This is a genomic window from Streptomyces brevispora, from assembly GCF_007829885.1.
Classification (GTDB): domain Bacteria; phylum Actinomycetota; class Actinomycetes; order Streptomycetales; family Streptomycetaceae; genus Streptomyces; species Streptomyces brevispora.
Genome location: NZ_VIWW01000001.1, coordinates 1,436,175 through 1,461,903 on the forward strand (window position 1 = coordinate 1,436,175; position 25,729 = coordinate 1,461,903).

Annotated in this window: 22 protein-coding genes; 3 read left to right on the forward strand and 19 right to left on the reverse strand. The window is 68.7% G+C overall.

Annotated elements, in window-relative coordinates:
• Positions 1–92: 92 nt before the first annotated feature.
• From FHX80_RS06735 to FHX80_RS06810, 16 genes are all read right to left on the reverse strand, one after another.
• Positions 93–1,475, reverse strand: a complete 1,383-nt coding sequence (locus FHX80_RS06735; protein WP_145763360.1) for an acetate--CoA ligase family protein — start codon at positions 1,473–1,475, stop codon at positions 93–95.
• The gene (locus FHX80_RS06740) at positions 1,472–2,278 is read right to left on the reverse strand and encodes an enoyl-CoA hydratase/isomerase family protein (protein ID WP_145763361.1); all 807 of its coding nucleotides are present in this window, start codon (positions 2,276–2,278) and stop codon (positions 1,472–1,474) included. The genes FHX80_RS06735 and FHX80_RS06740 overlap by 4 nt, the downstream gene beginning before the upstream one ends.
• Positions 2,275–3,432, reverse strand: a complete 1,158-nt coding sequence (locus FHX80_RS06745; RefSeq protein ID WP_145763362.1) for a CaiB/BaiF CoA transferase family protein — start codon at positions 3,430–3,432, stop codon at positions 2,275–2,277. Before FHX80_RS06745 ends, FHX80_RS06740 begins: the two co-directional genes overlap by 4 nt.
• Before the next feature lie 5 nt (positions 3,433–3,437).
• On the reverse strand, positions 3,438–4,646 hold the full coding sequence (locus FHX80_RS06750; RefSeq protein WP_145763363.1) for an acetyl-CoA C-acetyltransferase: 1,209 nt from the start codon (positions 4,644–4,646) through the stop codon (positions 3,438–3,440).
• 45 nt (positions 4,647–4,691) lie between these two features.
• Positions 4,692–5,447, reverse strand: coding sequence for a 3-oxoacyl-ACP reductase FabG (gene fabG, locus FHX80_RS06755; protein WP_145763364.1), 756 nt, complete (start codon positions 5,445–5,447; stop codon positions 4,692–4,694).
• Between the two features lie 11 nt (positions 5,448–5,458).
• Positions 5,459–6,622, reverse strand: coding sequence for an acyl-CoA dehydrogenase family protein (locus FHX80_RS06760; RefSeq protein WP_145763365.1), 1,164 nt, complete (start codon positions 6,620–6,622; stop codon positions 5,459–5,461).
• Between the two features lie 2 nt (positions 6,623–6,624).
• Entirely contained in the window at positions 6,625–8,568 is a 1,944-nt protein-coding gene (locus FHX80_RS06765; RefSeq protein ID WP_145763366.1) for an AMP-binding protein, read from the reverse strand.
• A 28-nt stretch (positions 8,569–8,596) separates the two neighbouring features.
• The gene (locus tag FHX80_RS06770; protein WP_145763367.1) at positions 8,597–9,064 is read right to left on the reverse strand and encodes a MaoC family dehydratase; all 468 of its coding nucleotides are present in this window, start codon (positions 9,062–9,064) and stop codon (positions 8,597–8,599) included.
• Between the two features lie 29 nt (positions 9,065–9,093).
• Entirely contained in the window at positions 9,094–10,002 is a 909-nt protein-coding gene (locus tag FHX80_RS06775) for an HpcH/HpaI aldolase/citrate lyase family protein (protein WP_145763368.1), read from the reverse strand.
• 74 nt (positions 10,003–10,076) lie between these two features.
• Positions 10,077–11,333, reverse strand: coding sequence for an MFS transporter (locus tag FHX80_RS06780; protein WP_145763369.1), 1,257 nt, complete (start codon positions 11,331–11,333; stop codon positions 10,077–10,079).
• Positions 11,334–11,335: 2 nt separating this feature from the next.
• On the reverse strand, positions 11,336–13,081 hold the full coding sequence (locus tag FHX80_RS06785; protein WP_145763370.1) for an ABC transporter permease: 1,746 nt from the start codon (positions 13,079–13,081) through the stop codon (positions 11,336–11,338).
• Positions 13,071–14,258, reverse strand: coding sequence for an ABC transporter ATP-binding protein (locus tag FHX80_RS06790; RefSeq protein ID WP_167523372.1), 1,188 nt, complete (start codon positions 14,256–14,258; stop codon positions 13,071–13,073). The genes FHX80_RS06785 and FHX80_RS06790 overlap by 11 nt, the downstream gene beginning before the upstream one ends.
• A 112-nt stretch (positions 14,259–14,370) precedes the next feature.
• A complete protein-coding gene (locus FHX80_RS06795) occupies positions 14,371–15,798 on the reverse strand; it encodes an MmgE/PrpD family protein (protein ID WP_145763372.1) in 1,428 nt (475 codons plus the stop codon).
• A gap of 41 nt (positions 15,799–15,839) precedes the next feature.
• Positions 15,840–16,871 (reverse strand): ABC transporter substrate-binding protein, encoded by a 1,032-nt coding sequence (locus FHX80_RS06800; RefSeq protein ID WP_167523373.1) that lies wholly within the window; start codon positions 16,869–16,871, stop codon positions 15,840–15,842.
• 277 nt (positions 16,872–17,148) lie between these two features.
• On the reverse strand, positions 17,149–18,324 hold the full coding sequence (locus tag FHX80_RS06805; RefSeq protein ID WP_145763374.1) for a CaiB/BaiF CoA transferase family protein: 1,176 nt from the start codon (positions 18,322–18,324) through the stop codon (positions 17,149–17,151).
• A 113-nt stretch (positions 18,325–18,437) separates the two neighbouring features.
• Complete coding sequence (locus FHX80_RS06810; protein ID WP_244318153.1) at positions 18,438–19,250, reverse strand: SDR family NAD(P)-dependent oxidoreductase; 813 nt, start codon at positions 19,248–19,250, stop codon at positions 18,438–18,440.
• A gap of 194 nt (positions 19,251–19,444) precedes the next feature.
• Between FHX80_RS06810 and FHX80_RS06815 the strand changes: the two genes are divergently transcribed.
• A complete protein-coding gene (locus FHX80_RS06815) occupies positions 19,445–20,644 on the forward strand; it encodes an acyl-CoA dehydrogenase family protein (protein ID WP_145767117.1) in 1,200 nt (399 codons plus the stop codon).
• 223 nt (positions 20,645–20,867) lie between these two features.
• Positions 20,868–21,575 carry a GntR family transcriptional regulator gene (locus FHX80_RS06820; RefSeq protein WP_145763376.1) on the forward strand — a complete coding sequence of 236 codons (708 nt, stop codon included), beginning with the start codon at positions 20,868–20,870 and terminating at the stop codon, positions 21,573–21,575.
• Between the two features lie 49 nt (positions 21,576–21,624).
• Here the strand turns inward: FHX80_RS06820 and FHX80_RS06825 are convergent, their stop codons facing one another.
• The 3 genes from FHX80_RS06825 to FHX80_RS06835 all read right to left on the reverse strand — a co-directional run bounded on the left by FHX80_RS06825 (position 21,625) and on the right by FHX80_RS06835 (position 24,783).
• Complete coding sequence (locus FHX80_RS06825; protein WP_145763377.1) at positions 21,625–22,410, reverse strand: SDR family NAD(P)-dependent oxidoreductase; 786 nt, start codon at positions 22,408–22,410, stop codon at positions 21,625–21,627.
• Complete coding sequence (locus FHX80_RS06830; RefSeq protein WP_145763378.1) at positions 22,407–23,729, reverse strand: MFS transporter; 1,323 nt, start codon at positions 23,727–23,729, stop codon at positions 22,407–22,409. The genes FHX80_RS06825 and FHX80_RS06830 overlap by 4 nt, the downstream gene beginning before the upstream one ends.
• 121 nt (positions 23,730–23,850) lie before the next feature.
• A complete protein-coding gene (locus tag FHX80_RS06835; RefSeq protein ID WP_167523374.1) occupies positions 23,851–24,783 on the reverse strand; it encodes an acyl-CoA thioesterase in 933 nt (310 codons plus the stop codon).
• A gap of 90 nt (positions 24,784–24,873) precedes the next feature.
• Here FHX80_RS06835 and FHX80_RS06840 point away from each other — a divergent pair, with 90 nt between their 5' ends.
• A complete protein-coding gene (locus FHX80_RS06840) occupies positions 24,874–25,698 on the forward strand; it encodes an SDR family oxidoreductase (protein ID WP_167523375.1) in 825 nt (274 codons plus the stop codon).
• The last annotated feature ends 31 nt before the right edge of the window (positions 25,699–25,729 follow it).

Genomic DNA, 25,729 nt, shown 5'->3' on the forward strand with positions numbered 1-25,729 from the left:
ATTGTACGGCACTCCTTCGATCGAGGGCCGCCTTCACGGCACCGCCCGGGTGGATGGCAGGACCGACGTCCCGCCGGCCACCGATGCGGAGGTCATCCCTGGCGGCTGTGCGTCACCACATGACTCATGCACAGCACGGCCCGGTCGGGCTCGCTGTACGTCGGGACCCCGGCCCTCAGGAGTTCCAGCCGCGGCCGTCCGCTGCCCCCGGTCCAGGCGACCAGGAAGGGCTTCTCCGTGCTGCGGTACGCCTTGGCCAGGGTCTCGACGATCTCGTCGGAGCCCTTGTCTGCGTTGCCGAGCACTACCAGGACAGCATCGGTGTCGTCGTTCTCGTTGACGACCCGCAGCGAGCGCTCCAGCAACGACCGGTCGTTGATCATCGACCCGGTCATGTCGATCGGGTTCTTGACCGCGCCGAAGTACGGGAGTTCACCGGCGAGGGCCTCCCGGTCCGCGTCGCTCGCCCATGTGTCCACCTGCAGGCCGAGCTCGACCGCCCGGTCAGCGGCCAGCGCGCCCGCGCCACCGCTGAGCGTGACGATGGTCAGCCGGCTCCCCGCGGCGCGGCGCCCGTCAGCGAAGGCCAGGGCGGCGTCCGACAGCGCTTCCATGCTGTGGACCCGGATCGCGCCCTCGGCGACACTGGCCGCTTCGAACTCCGCGTCGTCCCCCGCGACGCTGCCGGTGTGCGCGGCAACTGCCCGGGCCCCGGCCGCGCTGCGCCCCGACTTCAGCAGTACGAGGGGCTTGTCCTTGGCCTTCGCGGACCTGGCGAGGCCCCGCAGGGCCTCCACATTCTTGACGCCTTCGATGTGTCCGAGGAGAACGTGTACGTCGTCCGCGTCGACCAGTGCCGACAGCACCTCGGGGACCGTGACGTCGGCTTCGTTGCCGGTGTTGGCGAAGTACGTGACACCGAGGCCGAGGCTGTTCATCGTGCTGTAGGTAAAGGTGCCGACCGCGCCGCTCTGCGAGACCAGGGCGATCGGCGAAACCGGCCGCTCGCTCTCGTCGTCGAAGGCCGTGGAGAAGGTGGCGAAGGCCCGGTCGGCCAGCGCGAAGGTGCCCAGGCAGTTCGGGCCGACCACGCGCATTCCGGCGCGGGCCGCGATGTCCGATATCTCCTGCTGCTCGGGGTGGCCCTTCTCCCCGATCTCTGAGAAGCCGGAGGCGAAGACGGTGACGGCTCCGACACCGGCGTCCGCGCACGCGCGCACCGCGTCCACGACCGACGGTGCCGGGACCACGACGATCGCCAGGTCCACCGGGCCGGGTATCTCCCCGACCGAGGCGAATGTCTCCACGCCCTGTACCTCGCTGCGGCGCGGGTTCACCGCGTACAGGCCGCCTTTGTAGCCGAACTTCTTCAAGTAGGCCAGTGGGCGGCCCGACAGCTTGTCCGGATCGGAGGAGGCGCCCAGCACCACGATGCTGCGCGGCCGGAAATACAGGTCGGCAACCGACCGGGTCATGAGTGGGCCTCCGGGCGGAAGACGGGCTTGCGGCGCTCACGGTGGGAGGCGACGCCCTCACGGACATCGGGCCCACCGAAGCCGAGGAACTCCAGGCCCAGCGAGGCATCGAAGATCGGGCCCTGCTGGCGGTACCACTGGTTCATCGAGTGCTTGGTCCAGCGGATGGCCTCCTGCGCACCGCCGCTGAGCTCGTCGGCGATCTTGCGGGCCTGCTCCAGCAGCTCCTCCGGCGCCACCGACAGCGACACCAGGCCGGCGCTCTCCGCGTCGGCGCCGGAGATCTCCCGGCAGGTCAGCAGGAGGTACTTGGCCTTCGCCATGCCGCACAGCAGCGGCCACACCATCGCCGCGTGGTCGCCCGCGGCAACACCCAGGCGAGTGTGGCCGTCGATGATGCGGGCGTTGGTCGCCGCCACGGAGATGTCGGCCATCAGTGCGACCACCAGCCCCGCGCCGACCGCCGGGCCGTGGATCGCGGAGATGATCGGTTTGGAGCAGTTGATGATGTTGTAGAAGAGGTCGCGGGACTCGCGCATGACGCGCATCCGCACGTCGTAGTCCTCGATCTGGGCGTCGATCAGGGCGAAGTCGCCGCCTGCGGAGAAGGCCTTGCCCTCGCCACGGACCAGCACGGCCCGTACCTCCGGGTCGCGGTCGATGACGGGCCAGATCGCGGGGATCTCGCTGTGGGTCTCCTCGTCGACCGCGTTCAGGTTCGGACCGTCGAAGACGATCTCGAGCACGCCGGGGTGGTTCCGTTCGATGCGGAGCCGCTTGAACTGGCTGTAAAGGTCGGTCACGGGATGTCCTTTCGGTCGGCGGCCGGCGCGTCGTCGCGCCAGGCCTCGATGAGCTGGGTCACGCCGGTCCGTTCCCCGGTGGGGGCGGCCGGCTCCCGGGCGGGTGTACGGCTGAACCGCGGGGCGGGAGCGGGGTGAAGCACATCCCCCAATTCCTTGTACAGCCCCCGGTAGGCGTTGTGCGGGTGCACGGCTGCCTCGTCGAAGTCGAGGACGGGTGTGACGCAGGCGTCCGTGCCGCAGTAGGTCTCCGCCCACGCATCACGGCTGCGGGTGCGGATCACACCGGCGATCAGGCCGCGCAGCCGCGGCCACTGGGCACGGTCCTGCTGGCCGGGCCAGTCGTCGGTGTCCACGCCGAGGTGCTTGAGAAACTCCGCGTAGAAGTCGCTCTCCAGCGCCCCGACCGCCAGGTACTTGCCGTCAGCACACGGGTAGGTGTCGTAGAACGGGGCGCCGCCGTCGAGGTAGTTGGTGCCGGCTTCGTCCGAGTAGGTGCCGGCTGCGCGCAAGCCCTGGATGCGGGCCGTCAGCGCGGCCACGCCGTCAACCATGGCGGCATCGATGACCTGGCCGTTCCCGGAGGACTTCGCCTCCAGTACTGCGCAGACGATGCCGAAGGCGGCGAAGGTGCCGCCGCCCGCGTAGTCCCCGAGCAGGTTGATCGGCGGCATCGGCGAGCCGCCCTCACGGCTCAGTGCCTGCAGAACGCCCGACTGCGCCACGTAGTTGATGTCGTGCCCGGCGGTGTGGGACAGCGGCCCGGACTGCCCGTACCCCGTCAGCCGTGCATACACCAGCCGTGGCCGGTGGCGCAGCAGCTCGCCGGGGCCCAGGCCCAGACGCTCGGTGACGCCGGGACGGAAACCCTCGACGAACACGTCCGCCTGCGCCACGAGGTCGAGCACCGCGGCCCGACCCTGGTCGCTCTTCAGATCCAATTCAACGGTGTCGACACCACGGTTGGCGATGTCGTGCGCCGGATCCATGTTCTGCGTCTGCGCCAGGGCCCGCGCGGGCCGGGTGGCCGGGCGTGCGACCCGTACGACATGAGCGCCCATGTCCGCCAGCAGCATGGAGGCGTACGGTGTCGGCCCCATGCCCTCGACCACCACGACCCTGATACCGGCCAACGGCCCGGTTCCCCTGCCCATCTTCGTCACCTCCGCTCGAAGATGGCCGTCAGTCCCTGGCCGCCGCCGATGCACATGGTCTCCAACGCGAAGCGCCCCTGCCTGCGGTCGAGTTCGCGCAGCATGGTGGTAAGGATCCGCACACCCGTCGCGCCAACGGGGTGGCCGAGCGAGATGCCCGAGCCGTTGACATTGAGGCGCTCGAAGTCCGCCTCCCCGAGCCCCCACGCCTTGGTGACGGCCAGGGCCTGGGCAGCGAAGGCCTCGTTGAGCTCGATGATGTCCATGTCGGCCAAGGACATACCTGCCCGGGCCAGGGCCTGTTCGGTGGAGGGCACCGGGCCGATGCCCATACGGCTCGGCTCCACGCCCGCCGCGGCCCAGCTGACCACCCGGCCCAGCGGGCGCAGTCCCAGCTGTTGGGCCTTCTCCGGCGTGGTGACCAGACAGGCGGCGGCGCCGTCGTTCTGGCCGCTGGCGTTGCCGGCGGTGACGGTTGCCTCCGCGTCGACCTTGCTGCGCACGGGGCGCAGCGCAGCAAGGCTTTCCAGCGACACGTCGGGGCGTGGGTGCTCATCCGTGTCGACGACCACGTCACCCTTGCGGGAGGTGACCGTCACCGGGACGATCTCCTCCTTGAACCGGCCGTCCTGCTGGGCGGCGACGGCCCGCTGGTGCGAGGTGTAGGCGAGCCGGTCCTGCTCCTCGCGGGTGACGCCGTACTCGCGGCGCAGGTTCTCCGCAGTCTCGAGCATGCCGCCCTCGACGGGGTGGAACTTGCCGCCGGAGGTGATGCGGCCGCGGGCAATCCGGTCCCACATCGGGCTGGAGTCGCCGCGGAACCCGAAGCGGCCGCCGACCACGTAGTGCTCGGCCTGGCTCATGCTCTCCGCGCCGCCGGCGATCACCACGTCGCAGGCGCCGGTCTGCACCCGCATCGCCGCGTCCAGCACCGCCTGCAGCGCCGAACCGCAGCGCCGGTCGAGCTGTGTGCCCGGCACGGTGATCGGGAAGCCGGCGTCCAGCGCGGCGATGCGGCCGATGGCCGGAGCCTCGCCGTTGGGGTAGCACTGCCCGAACAGCACATCGTCGACCTGAGCCGGGTCGATGCCTGTACGGCTGACCAGCTCCTTCAGAACCGTAGCAGCCAGCTCCGCGGCCGACAGGCTCTTGAAGACCCCGCCGTAACGGCCCACCGGCGTGCGCAGCGGCTCGCAGATGACTGCTTCGCGCATGTCGTCCTCTCTTCGTTCAGGTCCGTGATCTACGCGGGGCGGTCCTCAGATCCCGCGTCCGCCGGTGACTTCGAGTACGGCACCGTTGACGTACGACGCCATCGGGCCTGCCAGGAACACCACCGCGTCGGCCACCTCGTCGGGCGTGCCCGCACGCCCCATGGGCACTTCGGCCTCCTTGGCGGCGAAGATCTCCGGCTTCATGGCGAGCGTCATATCGGTGCGGATCAGACCGGGCTGGACCGCATTCACCCGGGCTCCGGAGGGGCCGAGCTCCTTCGCCGCCGCCTTCGTCAGCCCGATCAGACCGGCCTTCGCGGCGCTGTAGTTGGTCTGACCGGGATTGCCGATCTTCCCCGACAGCGAGGACACATTGACCACGGCGCCGCTGCCCTGCTCACGGAACAACCCCGCCACCGCGCGGGTGCCCAGCCAGGCGCCCTTCAGGCTGACGTCGAGCACCAGGTCGAAGTCGTCGGCTGTCATCTTCGTCATATACCGGTCGCGGGTGACGCCCGCGTTGTTGACGAGGATGTCGACGCCGCCGAAATCCTCCAGGCAGCGCGCCACCAGCTGCTCCTGGTCTCTCTCGCTGGTGACGTCGCATCCGGTGGCCAGTACCGGCGCGCCGGCCGCCCGCCACGGCTCGATCGCCGCGGCCGCCTTGTCACCGTCCACATCCGCGATCACGACCTTGGCACCGTGGTCCAGCAGGGCCCCGGCAATCGCCAGCCCGATGCCCTGGCCGCCACCGGTGACGATGGCGACCTTGCCGTCGAGCATGCGGTCCTTCTTGCTCATGCGCCCCTCCATCAGTACGACTTGGGAAGGCCGAGGATCTTGGTGGAGACGTAGTTGAGCACCATCTCCTGGGAAATCGGCGCCACCTTCAGCAGGCGCGACTCCCTCCAGAACCGCTCGACGTAGTACTCCTTGGCGTACGAGTAGCCGCCCAGCGTCTGCATCGCGCGGTCGCAGGCCTGGAAACCGGCCTCGCTACCGAGGAACTTCGCCGCGTTGGCCTCGGGGCCGCACGGCTGCTCCGCGTCGTACATCTGGGCGGCCTTCATGGCGATCTGCTCGGCTGCCTGCAGACGCATCCAGGAGTCGGCCAACGGGTGGGCCACGGCCTGGTTCTTACCGATGGGGCGGTCGAAGACGACGCGGGAGTTGGCGTACTTCACGGCCTCGTCCAGGGCGGCGCGGCCCAGGCCGATCTGCTCCATGGACACCACGATGCGCTCGGGGTTCAGGCCGTCAAGAAGGTAGGAGAAGCCCTTGCCGACCTCGCCGACGACCTCGTCGTCGCGGACCTCGAGGTTGTCGATGAACAGCTCGTTGGAGTCGACGGCCGAGCGGCCGAGCTTTTCGATCTCACGGACGGTGATGCGCTCGCGGTCCAGATCGGTGAAGAACAGCGTCATGCCGTCCATCGGCTTCTCGTCGGTCCGCGGGGAAGTACGGGCCAGCAGAAGGATCTTCTGGGCGTTCTGAGCGTTGGTGATCCACACCTTCTGCCCGTTGATGACCCAGCCGCCCTCCTGCTTCACCGCACGGGTGGTGATGCGGGAGGTGTCGACGCCGGCGCTCGGCTCGGTCACGCCGAAGGCCATGAGCAGCTCGCCCTTGGCGATCTTCGGGAGGAACTCGCGCTTCATCTCCTCCGAGCCGTGCCGGATGATGGGGCCCGGCGGGAAGATGTAGAAGTGGATCGCCGAGGCACCGGAGGCGCCGGCGCCGGAGTAGCCGATCTCGTGGAGCATGACGGCGGACTCGACGAGGCCGAGACCGATCCCGCCGTATTCCTCGGGGATCATCGCGCCGAGCCAGCCGCCGTCGGCGAACGCCTTCACGAACTCCCAGGGATACTCATGCTTGGTGTCCTTCTGGCGCCAGTACTCCAGGTCGAACTTGCGGGCCAGTTCTCGCGTCGTCTTACGGATCAGTTCGAGGTCCGCAGGGTCCTTCTCTGTCATCGTCACTCTCCTGCTTCGTGGTGGGGTATGTCTTCCAACGGGGTGGCCGGATCGAGCGACGACATGTCTCCGAGCGGCAGGCCGAGGTGGCGTGCACGGATCGCGCGGCGCATGATCTTGCCGTTCTTGGTCTTGGGAAGGGTCGGCACGACGACGACGGCGGGTGCGAACGACCGGCCGACGTGGTGGACTGCGGTGGCGACGAGGTCGTCGTGGTCGGTGCAGTCGCCGACGACCACGAAGGCGACGACGCGCTGCCCGCGGTCGGGGTCGGGGACGCCGACCACAGCCACTTCGGCGATGCGTGGGTCCTTGAGCAGGGCCGCTTCCAGTTCGGCGGGGCCGACCCGGCGCCCCGACACCTTGATCGTGTCGTCGGAGCGTCCGTGGACCCGCCATGTCCCGTCGGCGTCCACGCCGGCCAGATCGCCGTGGTGCCACACCTTCGGCCACCGCTTCCAGTACGTCTCCAGGTAGCGGGGGCGGTCCCGCCAGAAGGCGTGGGTCATACCGGGCCAGGTGTTCCGGACGACCAGTTCGCCCACCTCGCCGATGACTTGCTCGCCGACGTCGTCGAGGACGGCGACGTCCATGCCGGGCAGCGGACCATTGAAGGCTGCCGCCTCGCTGGCCAGGAAGGGATAGGTGACCAGGATGCCGCCGCCGGTCTCGGTGCCGCCGCTGTAGTTGACGATGGGGCGGGTGCCTCCACCGACGGTCTCGAAGAGCCAGCGCCAGGTCGGCTCGTCCCAGGCTTCACCCGTGGAGGCGAAGGAACGTACGGTGGGCAGGTTCGCGGCGTCTCCGCCGCCGGCGTTCTTCACCGCGCGGGCCGCCGTGGGCGCGATGCCCTGGAAGGTGACGTTGTTGCGCCGGGCGATGTCCCACAGCCGGTCGGGGCCGGGATGGGTCGGCACCCCTTCGGTGAACACCACCGTGGCCCCCAACTGCAGCCCACCCATGATCAGCAGCGGACCCAGCATCCAGCCCATGTCCGCGATCCAGGCGATCACGTCGTCCTCATGGATGTCGAAGCCGTACGCGAAGTCGACCGCCGCCTTGACGGCGAAGCCGGCGTGCGAGTGAACGATGCCCTTGGGTGCGCCAGTCGTCCCGGAGGTGTAGATGATCGTCAGCGGATCCTGGGCCTCGGCTTCCACGGTTTCGACCAGCGCCGGGTTCGCCGGAAGGTCGTCCCAGTAGATGTCGCGGCCCGCCTGCATGTCGGTGCCGTCGCCGAGGTGCTGCACCACGACGACGCTGCGCACCGACGGCGCGTTCTTCAGCGCCTCGTCGGCGGTGGCCTTGAGGCCGACTCCCTTTCCGCGGCGGGTGGTGCCGTCGGCGGTCACCAGCGCCACCGCCTCGGAGTCGCGCAGCCGCATGGCCAGCGCTTCCGCGCCGAAGCCGGTGAAGGCCGGCACCGAGATGGCGCCGATCGCCGCGCAGGCCAGGAAGGCCACGACGGCCTCCGGCACCACCGGCAGGAACAGCACGACCCGGTCGCCGCGCATGACGCCCAGGCCCGCGAGGTTGGCCGCGAACCGACGTACCTCACGGTCGAGTTCGGCGTATGTCAGCGCGCGGCGCTGGCCCGCGTCGCCCTCGTAGACGACGGCCGTGGCCGTCGCCCGGTCGCTCGATGCGTGCCGGTGGGAGCACAGGTCGGCCGCGTTCAGCCGGCCCCCGGTGAACCAGCGCGGGAACTCGTGTCCCTCGGAGTCGTCCCGGACTGTCTTGAACGGGGTAGTGAAGGCGACGTCGAGGTCGTCGACCACGGCCCGCCAGAACCACTCCGGGTCCCGGAGCGACCGGTTGTGCAACTCCTCCAGGTCAGAGATGCCCCAGCGATCCAGCGCCCGCAGCAGTCGGCTGCGGCCGCGCTCCGCGTCGCCGGGAACCCAGGCGGGCTCCCGCGGCGCGGCGAACCGTCGCGGCTGTGTCATCAGTTCTTCTCCCCTGTCGGCAGGTTGCTCAGGCGGCGGTCTCAGCGGTGTCCCGCTTGAACATCAGGCCGGCGCGGGCGCAGTCGCACACGATCTCGTCGCGCTGGTTGATGCCGTAGTGGCGGAACTGGACGATCCCGGAGTCCTTGCGGCTGCGGGACTCGCGCTTGCTCACGATCTCGGTGCGCACCCGGACGGTGTCGCCGTGGAACAGCGGCTTGGGAAAGGTGATCTCGCTGAAGCCGAGGTTGCCCAACGTGGTGCCCTGGGTGGTGTCCTGCATGGAGATGCCGGTGACCAGACCGAGGGTGTAGAGGCTGTTGACGATGCGCTCGCCGTAGATGCTGTCCTTGGCGTACTCCGCGTCCAGGTGGAGCGGCGCCAGGTTGAGCGTCAGGGCGCAGAAGGTGATGTTGTCGCTCTCGGAGACGGTGCGACGGGTCTGGTGCTCGATCACCATGCCGGGTTCGAACTCTTCGAAGTACAGGCCGGACATCTTCGGTCCTCTTTCTTCTGTGGGGGGCTTCAGCTGGCTGCGGCGTCGGTGCGCTCAGCGAGGAGGCGGCTGTAGGCGAGCACCTCGCGCGCGGTCTTGATGTGGGCGTAGTCGACGTGCATGCCCTCGTAGAGCACGGCTGCGGCGCCGGCGGCTTCTGCCTTCTCGAAGGCGGTGATCATGCCCTCGTAGAACTCGACCTCGAACGTGGAGGGGCTGAAGACCTCGTTGGCCACCGCGATGTGCGAGGGGTGGATGAGGACCTGGCCGCGGAAGCCCAGTTCACGGTTCTGCTCGGAGAAGCGGCGGGCCCCGTCCGGGTCCGAGAGGTCCTGCCACACGCCGACGAGCGGGAATTCCAGGCCGGCGGCGCGGGCCGCCAGGACGGCGCGGCTGCGCAGGTACAGCGTTTCCAGGCCCTCGGGGGTGAACTGGAAGCCGATGGAACGGGACACATCCGCGTCCCGGGCGGTGCCGGCGAACAGGGTCGCCACCCGCGGGGAAGCCGTGGCCATCGCCTCGCAGTTCGCGTACGCCTCGGCGGTCTCGAGGTTGCAGATGAACTCCACCGAGCCGGGCTCGACGCCGTTCTTCAGCTCGAAGTGGGTCACCAGGGCGTCGAACCGGACGATGTCCTCGGCCCCGTAGGTCTTGGGCAGGCTCAGCCCGCGCAGGCCGGGCACGACCACCGCAGCGATGTCGTCGCCGGCGATGCCGGTGTCCAGGGCGTTGACCCGTACGTACACGCCGGCCAGGGAGCCGGCCTCGTGCAGGCGGGCGATCGAGCGGGCGACTTCGGTCCGGGCCTCGTCCTTGAGGTCGGCCGGGACCGAGTCCTCCAGGTCCAGGATCACCCCGTCAGCACCGGCGGCCAGGGCCTTCTCCACCCAGGTGCCGCGGTGGCCGGGCACGAAGAGAACGGAGCGCATCGGCTTCATCAGAACCTCCTTGTCATGGCATTCAGCGTACATCATATATTTTCCGTGCCAAGACTTTTGAATATCGTATATCTTCAATCGTGACGTGGATCACTCTGCCGGGCGGGCTCGTCAGGCTTCTGCACCGGTGAGCCCTCGCCTCGCTCCGCATCCGGCACGGCCTGAGACCGGCGGACGACGCCCCACACCGCCACGGCCGCGAACGCCATGACGACGGAGGAACCCAACCAGGCCCAGGTGAAGGAGACATGCGTGACCGCCAGGCCGAAGACGGCAGGGCCCAGCAGACCGCCCAGGAAGGTGCCGGACTGTAGACGGGTCGTCGTCCGCACGAGGTGGTACGGATACATCTGGATCGCGGCATGGTGCAGTAGCCCAGGCCACGCCCAGCCCAGACCGAACGTCACCACCGCGGCCGCGCCGACCACGACCGCGCCCTCCCCCAGCGCCAAGCCGAGCATCCCGAAACTGCCGGCCATCAGGCTGAGGACCACACCGGTCAGATGCAGCTGCGGACGCGGCAACCGGTCGGAGACCACTCCGACGACGATGCGCGCCCCCATGCCCAGCCAGGACCCCACCGCCAGAAAGATGGCCGCGGCGCCCGGCGTCGTTCCACCGTGCACCATGCCCTCGACCAGGAACGGCGGGAGCACCGCCCCACCCGAGGCCGCCAACAGACCCGCAGTCGCCAGCAGTCCCAGACCCCGAGCCTCCCCGGGGCCGTCCCAGGGCGCAGAGGACTGCGGCGCTTCGGGCGAGGACCGGGCACTGGGCCCGATCCAGCCCATCGCCGCAATCGTGAGCAGGCACAGAACGGCGTATCCTGCGTACACCGCCCGCCAGTCGTGCCCGTGGCCGACCACGAAGTAGGCCGCCAGCGCGGCCAGCGACGCACCTCCCGGTACGGCCGACATCCGCACTCCGAAGGCGAGGCCACGTCGGTGCGAGGGAACCACCCTGGCGATGAGTAGGTTGACGGCCGGCGTGGACAGGCCGTTGGCGGCCCCGCATATCCCGGCTGCCGCGAAGAGCTGCCATCGGCCGCTCCACAGGGCGACGGTGACGGTGACCGCGGCACACAGGGCGAGGCCGAGGCGGATCAGCGTGAGCTGACTCCATCTGGCCATCAGCCGCCCGGCGAACTGGGCGACCACTGCCGAGGCGAGGTAGAAGCCGGCGAAGCTGAAGCCCACGTCGCTGGCGCTGAACGCGAAGTCCTCGCGGATCGCGAACACCAGGGCGCCGGGCAGCGGGCCGACCATGGCGATGACGGCGCTCGCCAGTCCGGGAAGGACGACGAGCGCCGTCGTTCGCGGTGCGGCTGCCATCCTCAGAGCCGCTCTAGCGCCCGGCGGCCGCCGAACGCCATCGCCAGCGCGACGCCGAGACCCGTCACCACGGTCATCAGCAGGGCGATCACCGCGACCTGGGCGTAGGTGCCGCCGCCATACTCGTCGAACAGGACGACGGACAAGACCTTGGTCGTCGGCCCGCGCAGCAGCAGCGAGACGCCGAACTCGTGGGTGAGCAGCACGAAGACGATCGCCGCCGAGGAGGCGATGCCCGCCCGGGCCAGCGGCAGCAGCACCTGAAAGAAGGTACGCAGCGGATGCGCCCCGCTGACCTGCGATGCCTCCAGCGTCGGGCGGCCCAGCGACATGATCGTGGCCAGCTGGTAGCGGACGGAGTACGGCAGCATGATCGTCACATACGCGATGATCATGCTTGTCTGGCTGCCATAGAGGCCGATGCCCGGGTGGGAGAACGCAAAAAGGAAACCGAAGCCGAGCAGCGCGGCCGGAACGGTCAGCGGCATGTTCGCCATCAGGTCGAGGACCGCCGGCACCGGGCGCCACATGCGGTCCCGATTGTAGATGGCCAGAGAGATCAGCATGCCGAGCGGGATGACTATCGCCACGCCGGTCAGGGACACAGTGAGCGTCGTGGTTACGGCCTGCAGGATCTGCGGGTCGTTCAGCACGGCCGAGAAGTGCTCGGTCGTCATGGCGCCGAAGGAGGGCGTGCCGCTCCAGTACGGCGACAGACCGACGAAGGCGATGGCCAGCAGCGGCAGAAACGCCGCGATCGTCGTGTACGCCAGCACGATGCACGCCGACACCGCGCTGCCCGTACGGGTCAGCTGCCGGTTGTCGAGGGAGGAGGCACCCTGCCCCACGAAGCGGTTCTGGTTCGCCAGCGAACGGGTCTGGAAGATCACCAGGAAGATGGCCAGCAGGAGCAGCGGCGTGCCGAGTGCGGAGGCGAGCTGGTAGTCGACCGGGTACTCCGCGCTCAGCGTGTACATCTTGGTCGTCACGACGTCCAAGCCCTCGCGGCGGCCGAGCAGGAGCGGGCCGGTGAACTGGCCCAGCGCCAGGAGGAAGACCACCACGGAGGAGTAGACCAGGGTGGGGCGCAGCAGCGGCAGGGTGATCGTGAACAGTGCCCGGACGGGGCCCGCTCCGTTCACCCGGGCGGCGAGCGCGTAGTCGGAGCCGAGGTTGCGCAGGCCGGTGTAGACGAACAGGTAGACGAACGCGGCCAGGTGGGTGCCCGTGTACACGACGATCCACTCAAACGTGTACACGTTGATCGGCCCTGAGGCCCCGTCGAAGAACGGCGTGGCGCGCAGCAGGGTGTTGGCGTAACCGTTCTCCGGTGAGAAGAGGAACACAAAGCCGACGACGTGTGCGACGGACGGCACCACCATCGGCAGCACGGGCAGGAACTCGAGCTTCTTCCGCAGCCGCGGCCGCATCGAGTAGGACGCGAGGGCCAGCACCGTCCCGAGCACCATGCCCACGACCAGCGCACCGATCCCGAGGGTCAGCGTGTTGACCGCGACGTTCTGCAGGTCGGACATGCCGACCAGGCGGCGCATGCCGTCGGCGCCGTCGCTCCATGCCTGCCATTGCAGGGGGATCACCGGCACCAGGACCAGGGCGGTGGTGACGACCGTCAGGAGGACCCACGGCCAGTGCGGGCGGGCGGCCCGGCCCACCCGGATTATCGCGGTGCTGCGGTCCGGGTGGTCGGCCGCCTCCGGCGCCGGACGTGTCTGCAGGTCAGGCGCCATGGGTCCAGCCCTCCACGAGTTTGCCGTCGGCGTCGTAACAGAGCGTGTGCCGGGGGTCGATCCCCAGTTCGACGTCCGTCTCGGGCGCGTACCGCTCCTTGCTCGCCGGGATGCCGACCCAGAACCGGATGCCGTTGACGCGCACCACGTGCTCGTTGTGGTTGCCGCCGGGCAGCACCTCGTGGACCGTACCGCCGGTGAGCCAGGAACGGCCCGCCGCGCCTTCGTTGCCGCCCGCGCCCCGCAGTTCGAGGTCCTGGTCGCGGAAGAGGAGGGTGTAGGTGCCGGGCATGCCGGGGCGGAAGAAGCCGCGCAGGGTCTGTCCGTCGACTTCGGCGGTGCCGAGGTCATCGACCTTGACCTCCAGGCGGTTGCGGGCCCCGAGGAAGTCGGCGACGTACGCGGTCGCGGGGCGCCGGTAGACCTCCTCGGGGTCGCCGATCTGCTCGAAGCGGCCCTCGCGCATCACGGCTACGCGGGTGCCCAGCGCCAGAGCCTCCTCCTGGTCGTGCGTGACGTAGACGCCGGTGAAGCCCAGCTGGCGGTGGAGGGAGCGGAGTTGGGCGCGCAGTTCGATGCGCAGCAGCGCGTCCAGGTTGCTGAGCGGCTCGTCGAGCAGGAGCAGGCCAGGGTTGGAGGCCAGTGCGCGGGCCAGCGAGACGCGCTGCTGCTGGCCGCCGCTGAGCTCGGGCGGGTAGCGGTCGGCGAGGTGGTCGCACTGGACGAGCTTGAGGATCTCCTCGACGCGGCCGCCGCTCAGCAGATTCTTCAGGCCGCGCGACTTGAGCGGGTAGGCGACGTTGCGGGCGACGTCCATGTGCGGCCAGAGCGCGTAGTTCTGGAAGACCATGGCGACGTCGCGCCGGTTGGGCTGCACGAAGGTGCGGGTGTCGGCGTCGACCACGGTCCGGCCGGCGAGGTCCACGCGCCCGCCGTCAGGGCGTTCCAGCCCCACCAGGCAGCGCAGCAGCGTGGTCTTGCCGCAGCCGCTCGGCCCGAGGAGGACGAGGAGTTCACCGTCGACGATCTCCAGGTCGATGCCGTGGAGGACCTGGACGGACTCCTTGCGCCGGCGGAAGCTCTTGGTGAGCTTCGAGACCTGCACCTTGGCTGTCGGCGCGGGGCTTTCCGGCTCGGCTGCCACGGTGGGCGGCGCTGCGGTGCTCTTTGTGGTCACGGCGGTGTCCTCCTGGGGTGCGGTCGGGCTTGCGGGGTGGCTCCGAAGCGCCGGAGCCTGTGCATGATGTATTTGATGTGCTGGGACGGTGCTGCAAAGAAGCGGTGGCGGTTCAGTCCGGTCGGCCGGCGGCCTGGCGCAGCAGCGGCCGGACGTCTTCGGCCTTGTCGAGCCCGAGGACGCCCTCGATCAGGGCCTCGGTGTCCGCGTCGGTGAGCACGCCGTCGGCGTTGGCCCGGAACTTGGCAGCCAGCTCGTCCGTCGTCATCGTGGTGTCCGGGTCGGGCGAGGGACTGCCCTTGGGAAAGCTGCGCTCGGCGGCGTAGGTCGTACCGCGGGCGTCGACCTCGATGCGGGTGGGCCGGGCCGACGGGTGCTGCGCGAGCTGCGCCGTGTACTCGGGGTGGACCTCGAAGGTGACCTTGTTCATCAGGCCGAGTACCGAGTCGCCGAAGACGAACTCCGGGGCCTGCCAGGCCCGGCTGGGCGGCAGGTCATGGGCGCCGGCGGCGAGCCCGTGCGCAATGCTGAACTGCGCGTCCTGCACGTGCTCGATGCGGTTGTTCAGCCAGACCGGCTCCTTGATCCACCCCTCGCCCCACAGCCGGATCGCATCGATCTCCGCGGGGGCGATGCCGTGCTCGCGCACGAGCCCGATCAGGGCATCGAGCGGCGCGTGCAGCACCCGGCAGTGGGGGTAGGGCTTGTACGTCGCCTCCGTCGGGAAGCGCCATTCGGTGCCCAGCCCGTCGGTGAGATGGGACGGCTCCCAGCGCGCGGTGGCGATGAAGCGCCGGTAGCCGAACTCGGCGTCGTCCAGGATCTGCCGGTCGCCCCGGTGCCCGAGCTCCGCCATCAGCGCCGCGCTGATGGCGGCCTGCACCAGTGGTCCGGCCGGGGTGTACTTGACGGTCGAGCTCGGGGCGTGACGTATCCAGGCACCGTGGGAGTTAACCGGTGAGAGGGCCCCGGCGATGCCGAGCGCGTGGGCGATGGTCTCCGCGGGGTTGCCACGGACCATACCCACCGCGGCGGCGGCGCCGAACACCGAGCAGGCGTAGCCGACGACGGGGGCGAGTTTCGTCTCGCCGTCCGTCATGTCGCGGACGTAGTCCATGGCCTTGCCGAAGCGGTAGGTCATCTCGTGGGCGACCGCGACCGCTTCGATCAGCTTCCTGCCGGTGACGGCGCCGCTCTCGGCGAACGCCAGGGTCCCGGGAAGGACGTACGGCGAGACATGGCCCGGGGGCAGCACGGCGTCGAAGTCGAGCGCACTGACGAGCTCGGCGTTCGCGAAGGCCGCGCCCACGGGAGACGAGCGGCGGGGTGTGCCGAACACCGTGGCCTCGCCCGCCGAACCGCCCAGCAGCACGCCGTAGTCGATGCCGATCCGGCCCTTGGGTTCGGTGACACCACCCAGTGCGCAGCCGAGAGTGTCCAGGACCAGCCGCTTGGCCTCGTCCACGACCTCGTGCGGCATGGCGCCCATGTCGGCGGTGGCGGCGAACTCGCCGAGTACCTCGGTGAGAGTCTCGTTCATGTCTCTTACGTCCTTGCTGGAGTGCCCTCCGGGCCACGCGGTCAGTGGAACCACTTCTTGAACTTCCTGTTGGACTCCTCGATGCGCTCCGGGGTGTACGAGGAGGAGTCGAGCATCGCCGCGTCCTCGGCCGGCTCGATGGTGCCCTCGACGCCGTCGCGCCCGGCGGCGCCGAAGCCGTCGCCGTTGATCGCGGCCTGGCCCTTCTCGGACATCATGAAGTCGAGGAAGACGCGTGCGGAGTTGGGCCGCTGCGTCTTGTTGAGGGCCGCCGCCCCCCACTCGATCCAGTAGCTGGGATCGGGGACGGTCGCCTCGATCGGCGCGCCCTGGGCCTGCAGCTCCTTCACCGTGGAGGGGATGGAGGCGTTGGTCACGCCGATCTCTCCCGAGGCGACGGCCTGCGTCATCGTGACGACCGAGGGGTAGAACTTGGGGCTGAGCTTGCCGCTCTTGACCAGATGTTCCTCGCCCAGCTCCTTCTCCTGGAAGTCCAGGTAGCCGGCGAGCGACGTGGTGACGTCGGTGCGCAGGCCGAGCTTGCCCTTGACCGAGGGATCGACGGTGTCTTCCCACTTCTTGAAGCCCTTGGGGAAAATCTTCTTGTTCCACACGAACATCGAGTAGGGGTAGGCGGAGGGAATGATCACCTTGCTCTTCACCGCCCAGGCGTCGTCGTTCCAGCCCTTGAGCGACGGACCGTCGGCCTCGAGGAAGGCGCCCTTCTGGTTGGAGAACCAGGCCGGGTCGCTGTAGAGGAAGACGTCGGCGCCCTCCGACTTCGACTTGATCTCCGACTCGACCCGCGCCGGCAGCTCACCCGCACCGCGGGTGAGGTTGACGGTGATCTCCGGGTACTCCTTCTCGAAGGCGTCGACGAGGCGCTTGTTCTGCGCGCCGGGCATCACCGAGTAGAAGCTGACGGCGCCCTCCTCCTCGGCGGCCGCGACCACGTCCTTCCACGGACCCTTGACCGCCGTGCCCTGGGCACCGCCGCCGCACGCCGTCAGCCCACTGGCACTCAGCAGAACGGCCAGCGCTGCGGCTGTACGCCGCACTGAAGTGTGCTTCATGTTTCCTCCATGGTGTCTGCGGCGGTAACGATCGCCATTCCGTGCAACATACTTCATATATAATGTGCGTCAAGGCTTCAGGTTGACCCGGAAGACAATCCGCGGGAAATTCAGTGCAGCAGAATTGCTGTAACGCCCCTGAATATCGGGCAGTTGCTGAAGCATTCAGGAGAACTGCTCGCAGCAAAGGTCGTGAACGCGAATACACGGCGCCTGTACGCGCTCCCGGTGCGGCCCTTTCACCCGAGGGCCGCACCCATTCAGGACAACCCGCCCGTCAGACGCCCGCGAAGAGCACTCCGGAGTCGAGCAGGGCTTTAACGCGCGCCTCGTCGTACACCTCCGAGGCAAGCTCCCAGGTGTGCTCCCCAACCAGGGGAGCCTTGCCGGGGCGCTCGGGCCGGGTGCCGTCGAACCGCCACGGCGGACGCAGCAGGGACAGGCCGTCGCGCTCCGGTTCCACCAACTCCAGCCACTGGGTCTGGGGGTGCTCAATGAAGCCCGACATGGTGAGCACCGGAGCGAAGGGCACGTCAGCCTGGGTGAGCCGCTTCTCCCACTCGGCGGACGTCCTGGCAACGAACTCCGCCTCGACGATCTCCACGAGCTCGGTGTAGTGCTCCATCCGCAGGTTGTAGGTCGTGAAGCGCGGGTCGTCCGCGAGGTCCGCGCGGTCCATGGCCTCCAGGAGGGCGAGCCAGAACTTCTGCGAGGACGACAGGTGCAGGGCGATGTCGTCGCCGACTGCCGTCTTGAGGCAGAAGTTCTGCGCCTGTGGATGGCGACTGCCGCAGGCGGGGTCCTCATGGCCGTTGTCGAAGTACTGCGTCATGGCGTCGATCGTGAGGGTGCTGACCGCTTCCATCATCGAGGTCTCCACGCGCTGCCCGTTCCCGGTCGCAGCCCGCCCGACCAGGGCGGCCAGCACTCCGGTCAAGGCGGTGACGCCGGTGATGAGGTCAGCGAGACAGGAACCGGTCAGCGCCGGGCGCCCAGCCTCCCCGAGGACCGTGTACAGGCCGCCGAAGGCCTGGCCGATGGTGTCGTAGGCGGGCCGGGAGCGCAGCGCGCCGCCGTCGCCGAACCCTGACGCGGAGGCGTAGACGAGGTCGGGCCGCTTCGCGCGGCACTCCTCCTCCCCCAGTCCTAGGGCGGCCAGCTTGCCCGGCCGCATGTTTTCCAACACCACATCGGCGCTCGGGAGCAGGGCCTTCACGGCCTCAAGGCCCTCGGGGCTCTTGAGATCGACGGCGAAACTGCGCTTGCCGGCGTTGTACTGGATGAAATAGGAGCTGCGGTTGTCGACGCCCCGCCGGAAGTCCTCACCGTCCCCCGTCTTCTCGATCTTGATCACGTCGGCGCCCAAGGCGCACAGCATGGAACTCGCATAGGGGGCGGCTATGTATCCCCCGAACTCCAGGACTCGGATGCCCTTGAGAGGCAGGTGCTGCATCGCTGACCTCGCTCTGGCTCAGGCGCCGGCCACTTCGCCGGTCGCACGAGGAAACATTTCGCAAACTTGCGTGTAACGGAACCCCCGTATCGGGGAGTGGTCCGCCGCGGGTCTCAGCCCGCCATGAGGCTCTGACCGCCATCGACCACGAGGGAAGCCCCCGTGATGAAAGCGGCCTCGTCGGAAGCAAGGAACAACGCGGCGCGGGCAACGTCCCAGGCCGTCCCGCCGGGATGCCGCAGAGGTACGCGGGCATTGCGTTCGGCAACCACCTCCTCCCTGCGGGCCCCCGACTTCCGCATGCGGGGCTCGACCGCCATCGGGGTCTCCATCAGCCCCGGCAGCACCGCGTTGGCGCGGATGCCGTATGCGGCGTTGGCGGCGGCCACGTGTTCGGTCAGGGACAGCACGCCGGCCTTCGAGGTGCGGTAGCCGACGTTCGGGTAGTTGATGAGCACCGCGTTGGAGGCGATGTTGATGATCACGCCGCTGCCCTGCTCCCGCATGACGGGCAGGGCGTGCTTGCAGGTGAGCACCATGCCCCGCAGATTGACGGCCACGATGCGGGAGAATGCCTCGGGCTCGATCTCGGTGACCGGCGCATCGCCGGCCGCAGCGGCTGCCACGCCGACGTTGTTGTGCAGGATGTCCAGGCGGCCATAGGCGTCGACGCAGGCAGTGACCGCTGCTTCGATGTCGGCCTCGCTGGTGACGTCGGCCCTCACGGCCAGCGCCCGGCCGCCTTCATCGGCGATCGCCTTCGCGGTCTCCTCCGCGGAGGCCTCGTTCCGGTCGACCGCGACCACTGCGGCGCCTTCGCGGGCCATCAGCAGTGCGGCGGCCCGGCCGTTGCCGACCGTGGCCCCCTCCGACTGCCCTGCGCCCACCACCAGAGCCACTTTGCCGGCTATTCGTTGCCCCCTCATCGCGGCTCCTTCCAGCTCGTCGAGACCAATAATCATGGAAGATACGTAATATATTTTGCTTCTACAAGGAGTCTCACAGGGTCAATCTGTGGCACATTTTATATATGATGCATGAGGATACGGGCTCCGCCGCGCTCCACCCGCACGGCTCGGAACCCGCCCCCGCACCCCTCAGGACCAGGAAGGAACCGCGCATGGGCCGCCTCTGCGAGACCGAGGGCCTCACCGACGTACAGGAGGAGATCCTCCGGACTGTCCGCAGTTACGTGGACACCAAGATCCTCCCCGTCGCCTCCCAGTACGACCGCAAGGACGAGTACCCGGCCGAGATCGTCGAGGGTCTGAAGGGCCTGGGCATCTTCGGACTCACCATCGACGAGGAGTACGGCGGCCTGGGCGAGTCCCTGCTCACCTACGCCCTCGTGGTCGAGGAGCTTTCCCGCGGCTGGATGAGCATCTCCGGCATCATCAACACCCACTTCATCCTCGCTTACATGATCTCCCGTCACGGCACCGAGGAGCAGAAGCGCTCCTACCTGCCGCGCATGGCCACCGGCGAGATCCGCGGGGCGTTCTCCATGTCCGAACCCGACTGCGGCTCGGATGTCTCGGCCATCAAGACCAAGGCGGTCAAGGGCGCCGATGGCACGTACACCATCGACGGCCAGAAGATGTGGCTGACCAACGGCGCCTCGGCGAACCTGGTGGCCGTGCTGGTCAAGACCGATGAGGGACAGGACGCCCCGCACCGGAACATGACCACCTTCCTCGTGGAGAAGAAGGAGGGCTTCGGTGAGACGGCACAGGGCGTCACCGTCCCCGGCAAGATCGAGAAGATGGGCTACAAGGGCGTCGACACGACCGAGCTGCTCTTCGACGGCCACCGCATCGGCGCCGACCGCATCCTGGGCGGCACCAGTGGCAAGGGCTTCTACCACATGATGGACGGCGTCGAGGTCGGCCGCGTCAACGTCGCCGCCCGGGCCGTCGGTGTCGCCCACCGTGCCTACGAACTGGCCGTCGAATACAGCCAGCTGCGGGAGACATTCGGCAAGAAGATCGCCCAGCATCAGGCCGTGCTGTTCCGCCTTGCGGAGATGGCTACCAAGACCGAGGCCGGGCACCAGATGATGGTCCGCGCCGCCCGCAAGAAGGACTCCGGGGAGCGCAACGACCTCGAAGCCGGCATGGCCAAGTACCTCGCCTCCGAATACTGCGCCCAGGTCGTCGAGGGCTCCTTCCGCATCCATGGCGGCTACGGATACTCCAAGGAGTACGAGATCGAGCGGCTCTACCGCGAGGCGCCGATGCTGCTGATCGGTGAGGGCACCGCGGACATCCAGCGCATGATCATCGGCCGCCGCCTGCTGGAGAACCACAAGAGCCAGGGCTGACACCCGACAGCAGCCCCGAAGGACGCAGGACCTGGGACCGGAGGCGTACACACGCCCGGGTTCCGGGCCCTGCGCCGTGGCGGGGCCCAAGCCGTTGCAGGGACCACACAAAGTGGGCTAGAATACTTCATTTCCTATATAAAGTTTGGGAATGCTTCCTCAACCTCTCGGGTGACTGTCAGTATCGACGGAAGCGACGCCGACGAACACGGAGCGGAAGCCAGTGAACAGCAGCCCCCCAGCCACCAGGCGGACCCCCAGCGACAGGCGGAAGCAGCTTCCTGAGGAAGTAGCCGCCTATGTGCGCGAGTTGGTCATCACCGGGGAGGTCAAGGCCGGAGATTTCCTCCGGATGGAGCCCATCGCCGAGGCCGTCGGGGTCAGCAACACCCCTGTGCGTGAAGGGTTGTTGCTCCTGCAGAGCGAGGGCTTCGTACAGCTCGTGCCGCGGCGCGGTTTCATCGTCGCGCCCTTCACCCCCGGCGATGTCCAGGACCTCTTCTGGGCGCAGGCCCGGCTGGGGGGTGAGCTCGCGGCGCGCGCCGCCAAGCGGATCACTCCGGAAGCCATCGCGCGGCTGGAGGCCAACATCGAGGAGTACGAGCGCGCCGCCGAGGCGGGTGACACCCGCTCGCTGGCCGAGCTGGGCCATCTCTTCCACCGCGAGCTCAACCTGGCCGCCGGCTCGCGGCGGCTCGCCCTGCTGCTGGGCACGGTCGTCAAGCAGCTGCCCAATCAGTTCTACGCCACCATCGAGGGGCAGGTCGACAACGCCCGCTCGGAGCATCCGCTCCTTCTCGACGCGCTGAAGAACGGCGATACGCGCAAGGCACGCTCGGTCTTCGAAAAGCACATCCAGGGCAGTGCCGCACGGCTCATCGAGACGCTGGAGAAGCGCGGCATGTGGGCCGAGGAGCAGCAGGCGAGCTGACACATGAGAAGAGGGGCGGTAGGCGCGAGAGCGCCTACCGCCCCTCTTCTCATACAGGCCGGTTCACGGCGTATCCGGCGTACAGCGCGTGCGTGCCGCCGTCGACTTCGGCGATCAGGCCCGAGACGTAGGAGGCCTCCGGCGAGTTGAGGAACAGGGCGACGGACGCCTGTTCCTCGGCTGTGCCGGCCCGCCGCAGCGGGACCACGGCCTCGCGTGCCTCCCAGTAGCCGCTGTCGGCCGCCCGCAGCCGGGTGTTCATTCCGCTCGCGGTCAGGCCGGGGCACAGGGCGTTGACCCGGATGCCGTGCACGCCCCATTCGACGGCGAGCGCGCGGGTCAGGCCCACCACGGCATGCTTGGAGACGACGTACGGCACGTTCCCCGGCAGGCCGTGGGTACCAGCGACGGACGCCGTGTTGAGGACCGCGCCGTGACCCTGCTCGATCATGACGCGCCCGACCGCGGTGACGACGTGGAAGGCGGCGTCGTTGTTGACGCCCATGACGTGCGACCACGTCTCCTCATCGATCTCCGCGGCGCGACCGGGACGGCTGATGCCCGCGTTGTTGAACAGGGCATCGATGCGCCCGTCTGCGAGGTCTCGGGCGGCGCCGACCAGTTGCTGCGCGGCATGGGGTTCGCGGACGTCCGCGGTCACAGTGACGACTCGGTCCGAGGCCAGTTCCCCGAGTGGTCCGGCGCTCACGTCGTTGGCGACGACCAGGGCGCCCTCGGCGACCAGACCGTCGACGACAGCCCGGCCGATGCCGGAGGCCGCCCCGGTGACCACAGCGACCCTGCCGGTGTAGCGGCCCGGTGCGCGAGTGTTCATGAGGCAGCCTTCAGACGGCCCAGCAGCGCCAGCGGGATCAGGCCCAGCACGGCGGCTGCAGCCACGTAGGCGGAGACCAGGAGGGTTCCGTCACCCACGTCCAGGAGGGCGATCATGATCAGCGGCGCCCAGCCGCCGCCTACAATGTTGGCCACCTGATGTCCGAGCGAGGCGCCGGTGTACCGCACCTCGGGCGGGAACATTTCGGCGAACATCGCGACCACCGGTCCCTGCATGGCTCCCACCGCGGCAAGCCCGACGGACAGGCCGAGGATCAGCAGCGGCATCTCTCGCGTGTCGACCAGCGGGAACACCACGAACCCCCAGACGCCCGAGACGACGGCCCCCGCGGCGAACACCGGGCGCCGGCCGATCCTGTCCGACAGGGCGGCGAAGCCGATCGTGCCGGCCGTCCACCCGGCCATCGCGATGAGCACAGCGGTGAGCACGCTGTTCTTGCCCATGCCGAGCTCGTGTACGCCGTAGTCGAGCATGCCAGTGGTAATGATGTAGAAGCTGATGGTGGCCGGGGCGAACGTGCCGGCGGCCAGCAGCACGGCCTTGGGGCGGCGCAGGATCTCCAGCAGCGAGGACTCCGGCACGGACTGCGCCCGGTTGCGGCGTTCCTGCTCTGCCCGGCGGAACTCGGGGCTGTCTTCGATGTTGCGGTGGATCGCGTAGGCGATCGGAAGCATCAAGATGCTGAGCAGGAACGGGATCCGCCAGCCCCAGCTGTCCAAAGCTTCCGGGCCCACCAGGTTCCCCACCAGGATGAAGACCAGGTTGCCGGTGACCATGCCGAAGGGCACGCCCAGCTGGGGAATGGCGCCGTACAGCCCACGCCGGTTGGGCGGTGCGTGCTCCAAGGCCAGCAGGGACGCGCCGCCCCACTGTCCGCCGACGGCCATGCCCTGCGCCACGCGCAGGAGGACCAGCAGCAGCGGTGCCATGATCCCGGCCATGGCGAAGTTGGGGAGCAGTCCGATGAGCGTGGAAGCCACTGCCATCAGGACCATGGCGCTGACGAGGGCGGGTTTACGGCCGCGCTTGTCGCCGATGTGCCCGAACACTGCGGCTCCGAGCGGCCGGGCGGCGAAGCCCACGGCAAAGGTGGCGAACGAGGCCAAGGCGCCCGCTGTCGGGCTCACGTCGGGGAAGAACTGACCATGGAAGATCAGCGCGGCGGCCGTACCGTAGATCATGAAGTCGTAGTACTCGATGGCCGACGCGGAGATGGCGGCAGCCACGGCCTTGGTCCGCGGCTTGCGGTCCGAGACGGCCGGCACGGCGGTGTGCGGCACGTCCTGTTGGATGGTCACTCTGCCTCGATTCGGTGGTGACAGTGGTGCGGCCTCCTGGGAGGTGGCCGGCGGGCTTGGGCCTCGGCCGGACAGACACCTGAATGCTCCACACGATATAAAATGTGTAATGCATGCAGTGTCAAGAGGCAGGCAGGGTCCGGACAGGAGCGGGCTGCGCGGAATACACACCGTGCGGGCGGATCAGTCCCTCCTGCGCAACCGTGGCGACCATGCCCCGGATGGGGCTGTACACCTGGGCGGTGGCCAGTCCACGGCTCCCTCCCGCCCAGTCGGAGGACTTGTCGTACAGCATCCACTGGTCGGCCGGAACGATCTCGTGGAACCACATCGTGTGGTTGACGGTCGCCCGCTGCACCTCGGGGGCAAGGAACGGATAGCCGTGCGGCCGCAGCGCGGTCGACAGCAGCGTCAGGTCACTCATGTAGGCCAGCAGGCAGGAGTTCAGGGCCACTTCCTGACTGTCGAGGGAATCGTGCACGCGGAACCACAGCCGCTCGCGGGACGGCTGCGGCGGGCCGCCCGCCACGGTCCCGTTCTTCGCGGCCTGCGCCGCCGCTTCGCACTCCTGAACAACGCGCAGATCGAGCGCCTTCCACTCCTCACGCCAGAACGACTTCGCATCGACGTCGACACCTTCGAGCGCGTCGACGAGCGGGACCGCGTCCCTCGGCGCCGGCACGTGCGGCATCGGCGCTTGATGCTCGTAGCCGGCCTCGTCGCGGTGGAAGGAGGCGGTGAGCTCGAAAATCTGACGCCCGTGCTGCTCGCCGACCACACGGCGCGAGGTGAATGACCGTCCGTCGCGCACGTGCGTCACGTCGTAGCGCACGGGCTCCTTGGCGTCGCCGCCCCGCAGGAATGAGGCGTGCAGACTGTGGACCGGACGGCCGGACGGGACCGTGCGGTAGGCAGCCATCAGCGCCTGGGCCAGCAGATGACCGCCGTAGGTGCGGACCATCCGACTACGCGGGGCCGCCTGGCCCAGGAAGCCGTCGGTGCCGACCTCGTCGAGGTCGAGCAGGTCCAGCAGGTCTTTCCCCGATGCGGGCATGGGTGCGCCTCCATGGTGCGGATCCGTTGGTCGGATGACCATTGTAGGCGAACAATATATTTTGTATGGTGCACGATGAGCTCCCCATTCATGGAGCGTCCACGTCCCGAGAGGCTGCGCATGACCGCCATCGATCCTTCCCTGGTCAGCCTGTTCACCGTCGCGGGGAAGACCGTCCTCGTCACCGGCGGCAGCCGCGGAATCGGTTTCGCCGTCGCCAAGGGCTTTGTTCGCGCCGGCGCCCGCGTCTACATCTGCTCCCGGAGCGCCGAGGCCTGCGAGGCGGCGGCCAAGGAGCTGTCGCAGTACGGCGAGTGTCACGCGCTGGCGGCGAACCTGGGCAGCGCCGAGGAATGCCGCTCCCTGGCCGACCGGCTCGCCGAGCGGGAGTCCCGCCTGGACGTACTGGTGAACAACGCCGGCGCGATCTGGGCAGAAAAGCTCGAGGAGTACCCGGAGTCGGGCTGGGACAAGGTCTTCAACCTGAACGTGAAGGGCCCGTTCTTCCTGGTGAAGTCGCTGCTGCCGCTACTGAAGGCCGCCGCCTCCCACGAGAACCCCGCCCGGGTGATCACCGTCGGTTCGATCGACGGCTTGCACGTCCCCTCCCACGAGACGTACGCGTACTCCTCCTCCAAGGCCGCGGTGCACCAGCTCAGCAAGCACCTCGCGGACCAGCTCGCCCCGTCGTCCATCACTGTGAACGTGATCGCTCCGGGGATGTTCCACAGCAAGATGCTGAAGGGAACGCTGGAAGAGCGCGGTGAGGAGGCCATGCTCGCACCGGTCCCACTGAAGCGCTTCGCGAACGACACCGACATGGCCGGCACCGCCATCTTCCTCGCCTCACCCGCCGGTTCATACATCACCGGCGCGGTGCTGCCGGTCGACGGTGGCACCGCCACCACTTTGTGACCGACCGCCTCTGTTCCCCCGTACGTCCTGG

What these genes read in the sequence shown, in the direction of transcription:
- FHX80_RS06735 (WP_145763360.1), bottom strand. Translation starts at nt 1,475, where the DNA reads ATGACCCGGTCGGTTGCCGACCTGTATTTCCGGCCGCGCAGCATCGTG.
- FHX80_RS06745 (WP_145763362.1), bottom strand. Translation starts at nt 3,432, where the DNA reads ATGGGCAGGGGAACCGGGCCGTTGGCCGGTATCAGGGTCGTGGTGGTC.
- FHX80_RS06750 (WP_145763363.1), bottom strand. Translation starts at nt 4,646, where the DNA reads ATGCGCGAAGCAGTCATCTGCGAGCCGCTGCGCACGCCGGTGGGCCGT.
- fabG (WP_145763364.1), bottom strand. Translation starts at nt 5,447, where the DNA reads ATGAGCAAGAAGGACCGCATGCTCGACGGCAAGGTCGCCATCGTCACC.
- FHX80_RS06760 (WP_145763365.1), bottom strand. Translation starts at nt 6,622, where the DNA reads ATGACAGAGAAGGACCCTGCGGACCTCGAACTGATCCGTAAGACGACG.
- FHX80_RS06765 (WP_145763366.1), bottom strand. Translation starts at nt 8,568, where the DNA reads ATGACACAGCCGCGACGGTTCGCCGCGCCGCGGGAGCCCGCCTGGGTT.
- FHX80_RS06770 (WP_145763367.1), bottom strand. Translation starts at nt 9,064, where the DNA reads ATGTCCGGCCTGTACTTCGAAGAGTTCGAACCCGGCATGGTGATCGAG.
- FHX80_RS06775 (WP_145763368.1), bottom strand. Translation starts at nt 10,002, where the DNA reads ATGAAGCCGATGCGCTCCGTTCTCTTCGTGCCCGGCCACCGCGGCACC.
- FHX80_RS06780 (WP_145763369.1), bottom strand. Translation starts at nt 11,333, where the DNA reads ATGGCAGCCGCACCGCGAACGACGGCGCTCGTCGTCCTTCCCGGACTG.
- FHX80_RS06785 (WP_145763370.1), bottom strand. Translation starts at nt 13,081, where the DNA reads ATGGCGCCTGACCTGCAGACACGTCCGGCGCCGGAGGCGGCCGACCAC.
- FHX80_RS06795 (WP_145763372.1), bottom strand. Translation starts at nt 15,798, where the DNA reads ATGAACGAGACTCTCACCGAGGTACTCGGCGAGTTCGCCGCCACCGCC.
- FHX80_RS06800 (WP_167523373.1), bottom strand. Translation starts at nt 16,871, where the DNA reads ATGAAGCACACTTCAGTGCGGCGTACAGCCGCAGCGCTGGCCGTTCTG.
- FHX80_RS06805 (WP_145763374.1), bottom strand. Translation starts at nt 18,324, where the DNA reads ATGCAGCACCTGCCTCTCAAGGGCATCCGAGTCCTGGAGTTCGGGGGA.
- FHX80_RS06810 (WP_244318153.1), bottom strand. Translation starts at nt 19,250, where the DNA reads ATGAGGGGGCAACGAATAGCCGGCAAAGTGGCTCTGGTGGTGGGCGCA.
- FHX80_RS06815 (WP_145767117.1), top strand. Translation starts at nt 19,445, where the DNA reads ATGGGCCGCCTCTGCGAGACCGAGGGCCTCACCGACGTACAGGAGGAG.
- FHX80_RS06825 (WP_145763377.1), bottom strand. Translation starts at nt 22,410, where the DNA reads ATGAACACTCGCGCACCGGGCCGCTACACCGGCAGGGTCGCTGTGGTC.
- FHX80_RS06835 (WP_167523374.1), bottom strand. Translation starts at nt 24,783, where the DNA reads ATGCCCGCATCGGGGAAAGACCTGCTGGACCTGCTCGACCTCGACGAG.
- FHX80_RS06840 (WP_167523375.1), top strand. Translation starts at nt 24,874, where the DNA reads ATGGAGCGTCCACGTCCCGAGAGGCTGCGCATGACCGCCATCGATCCT.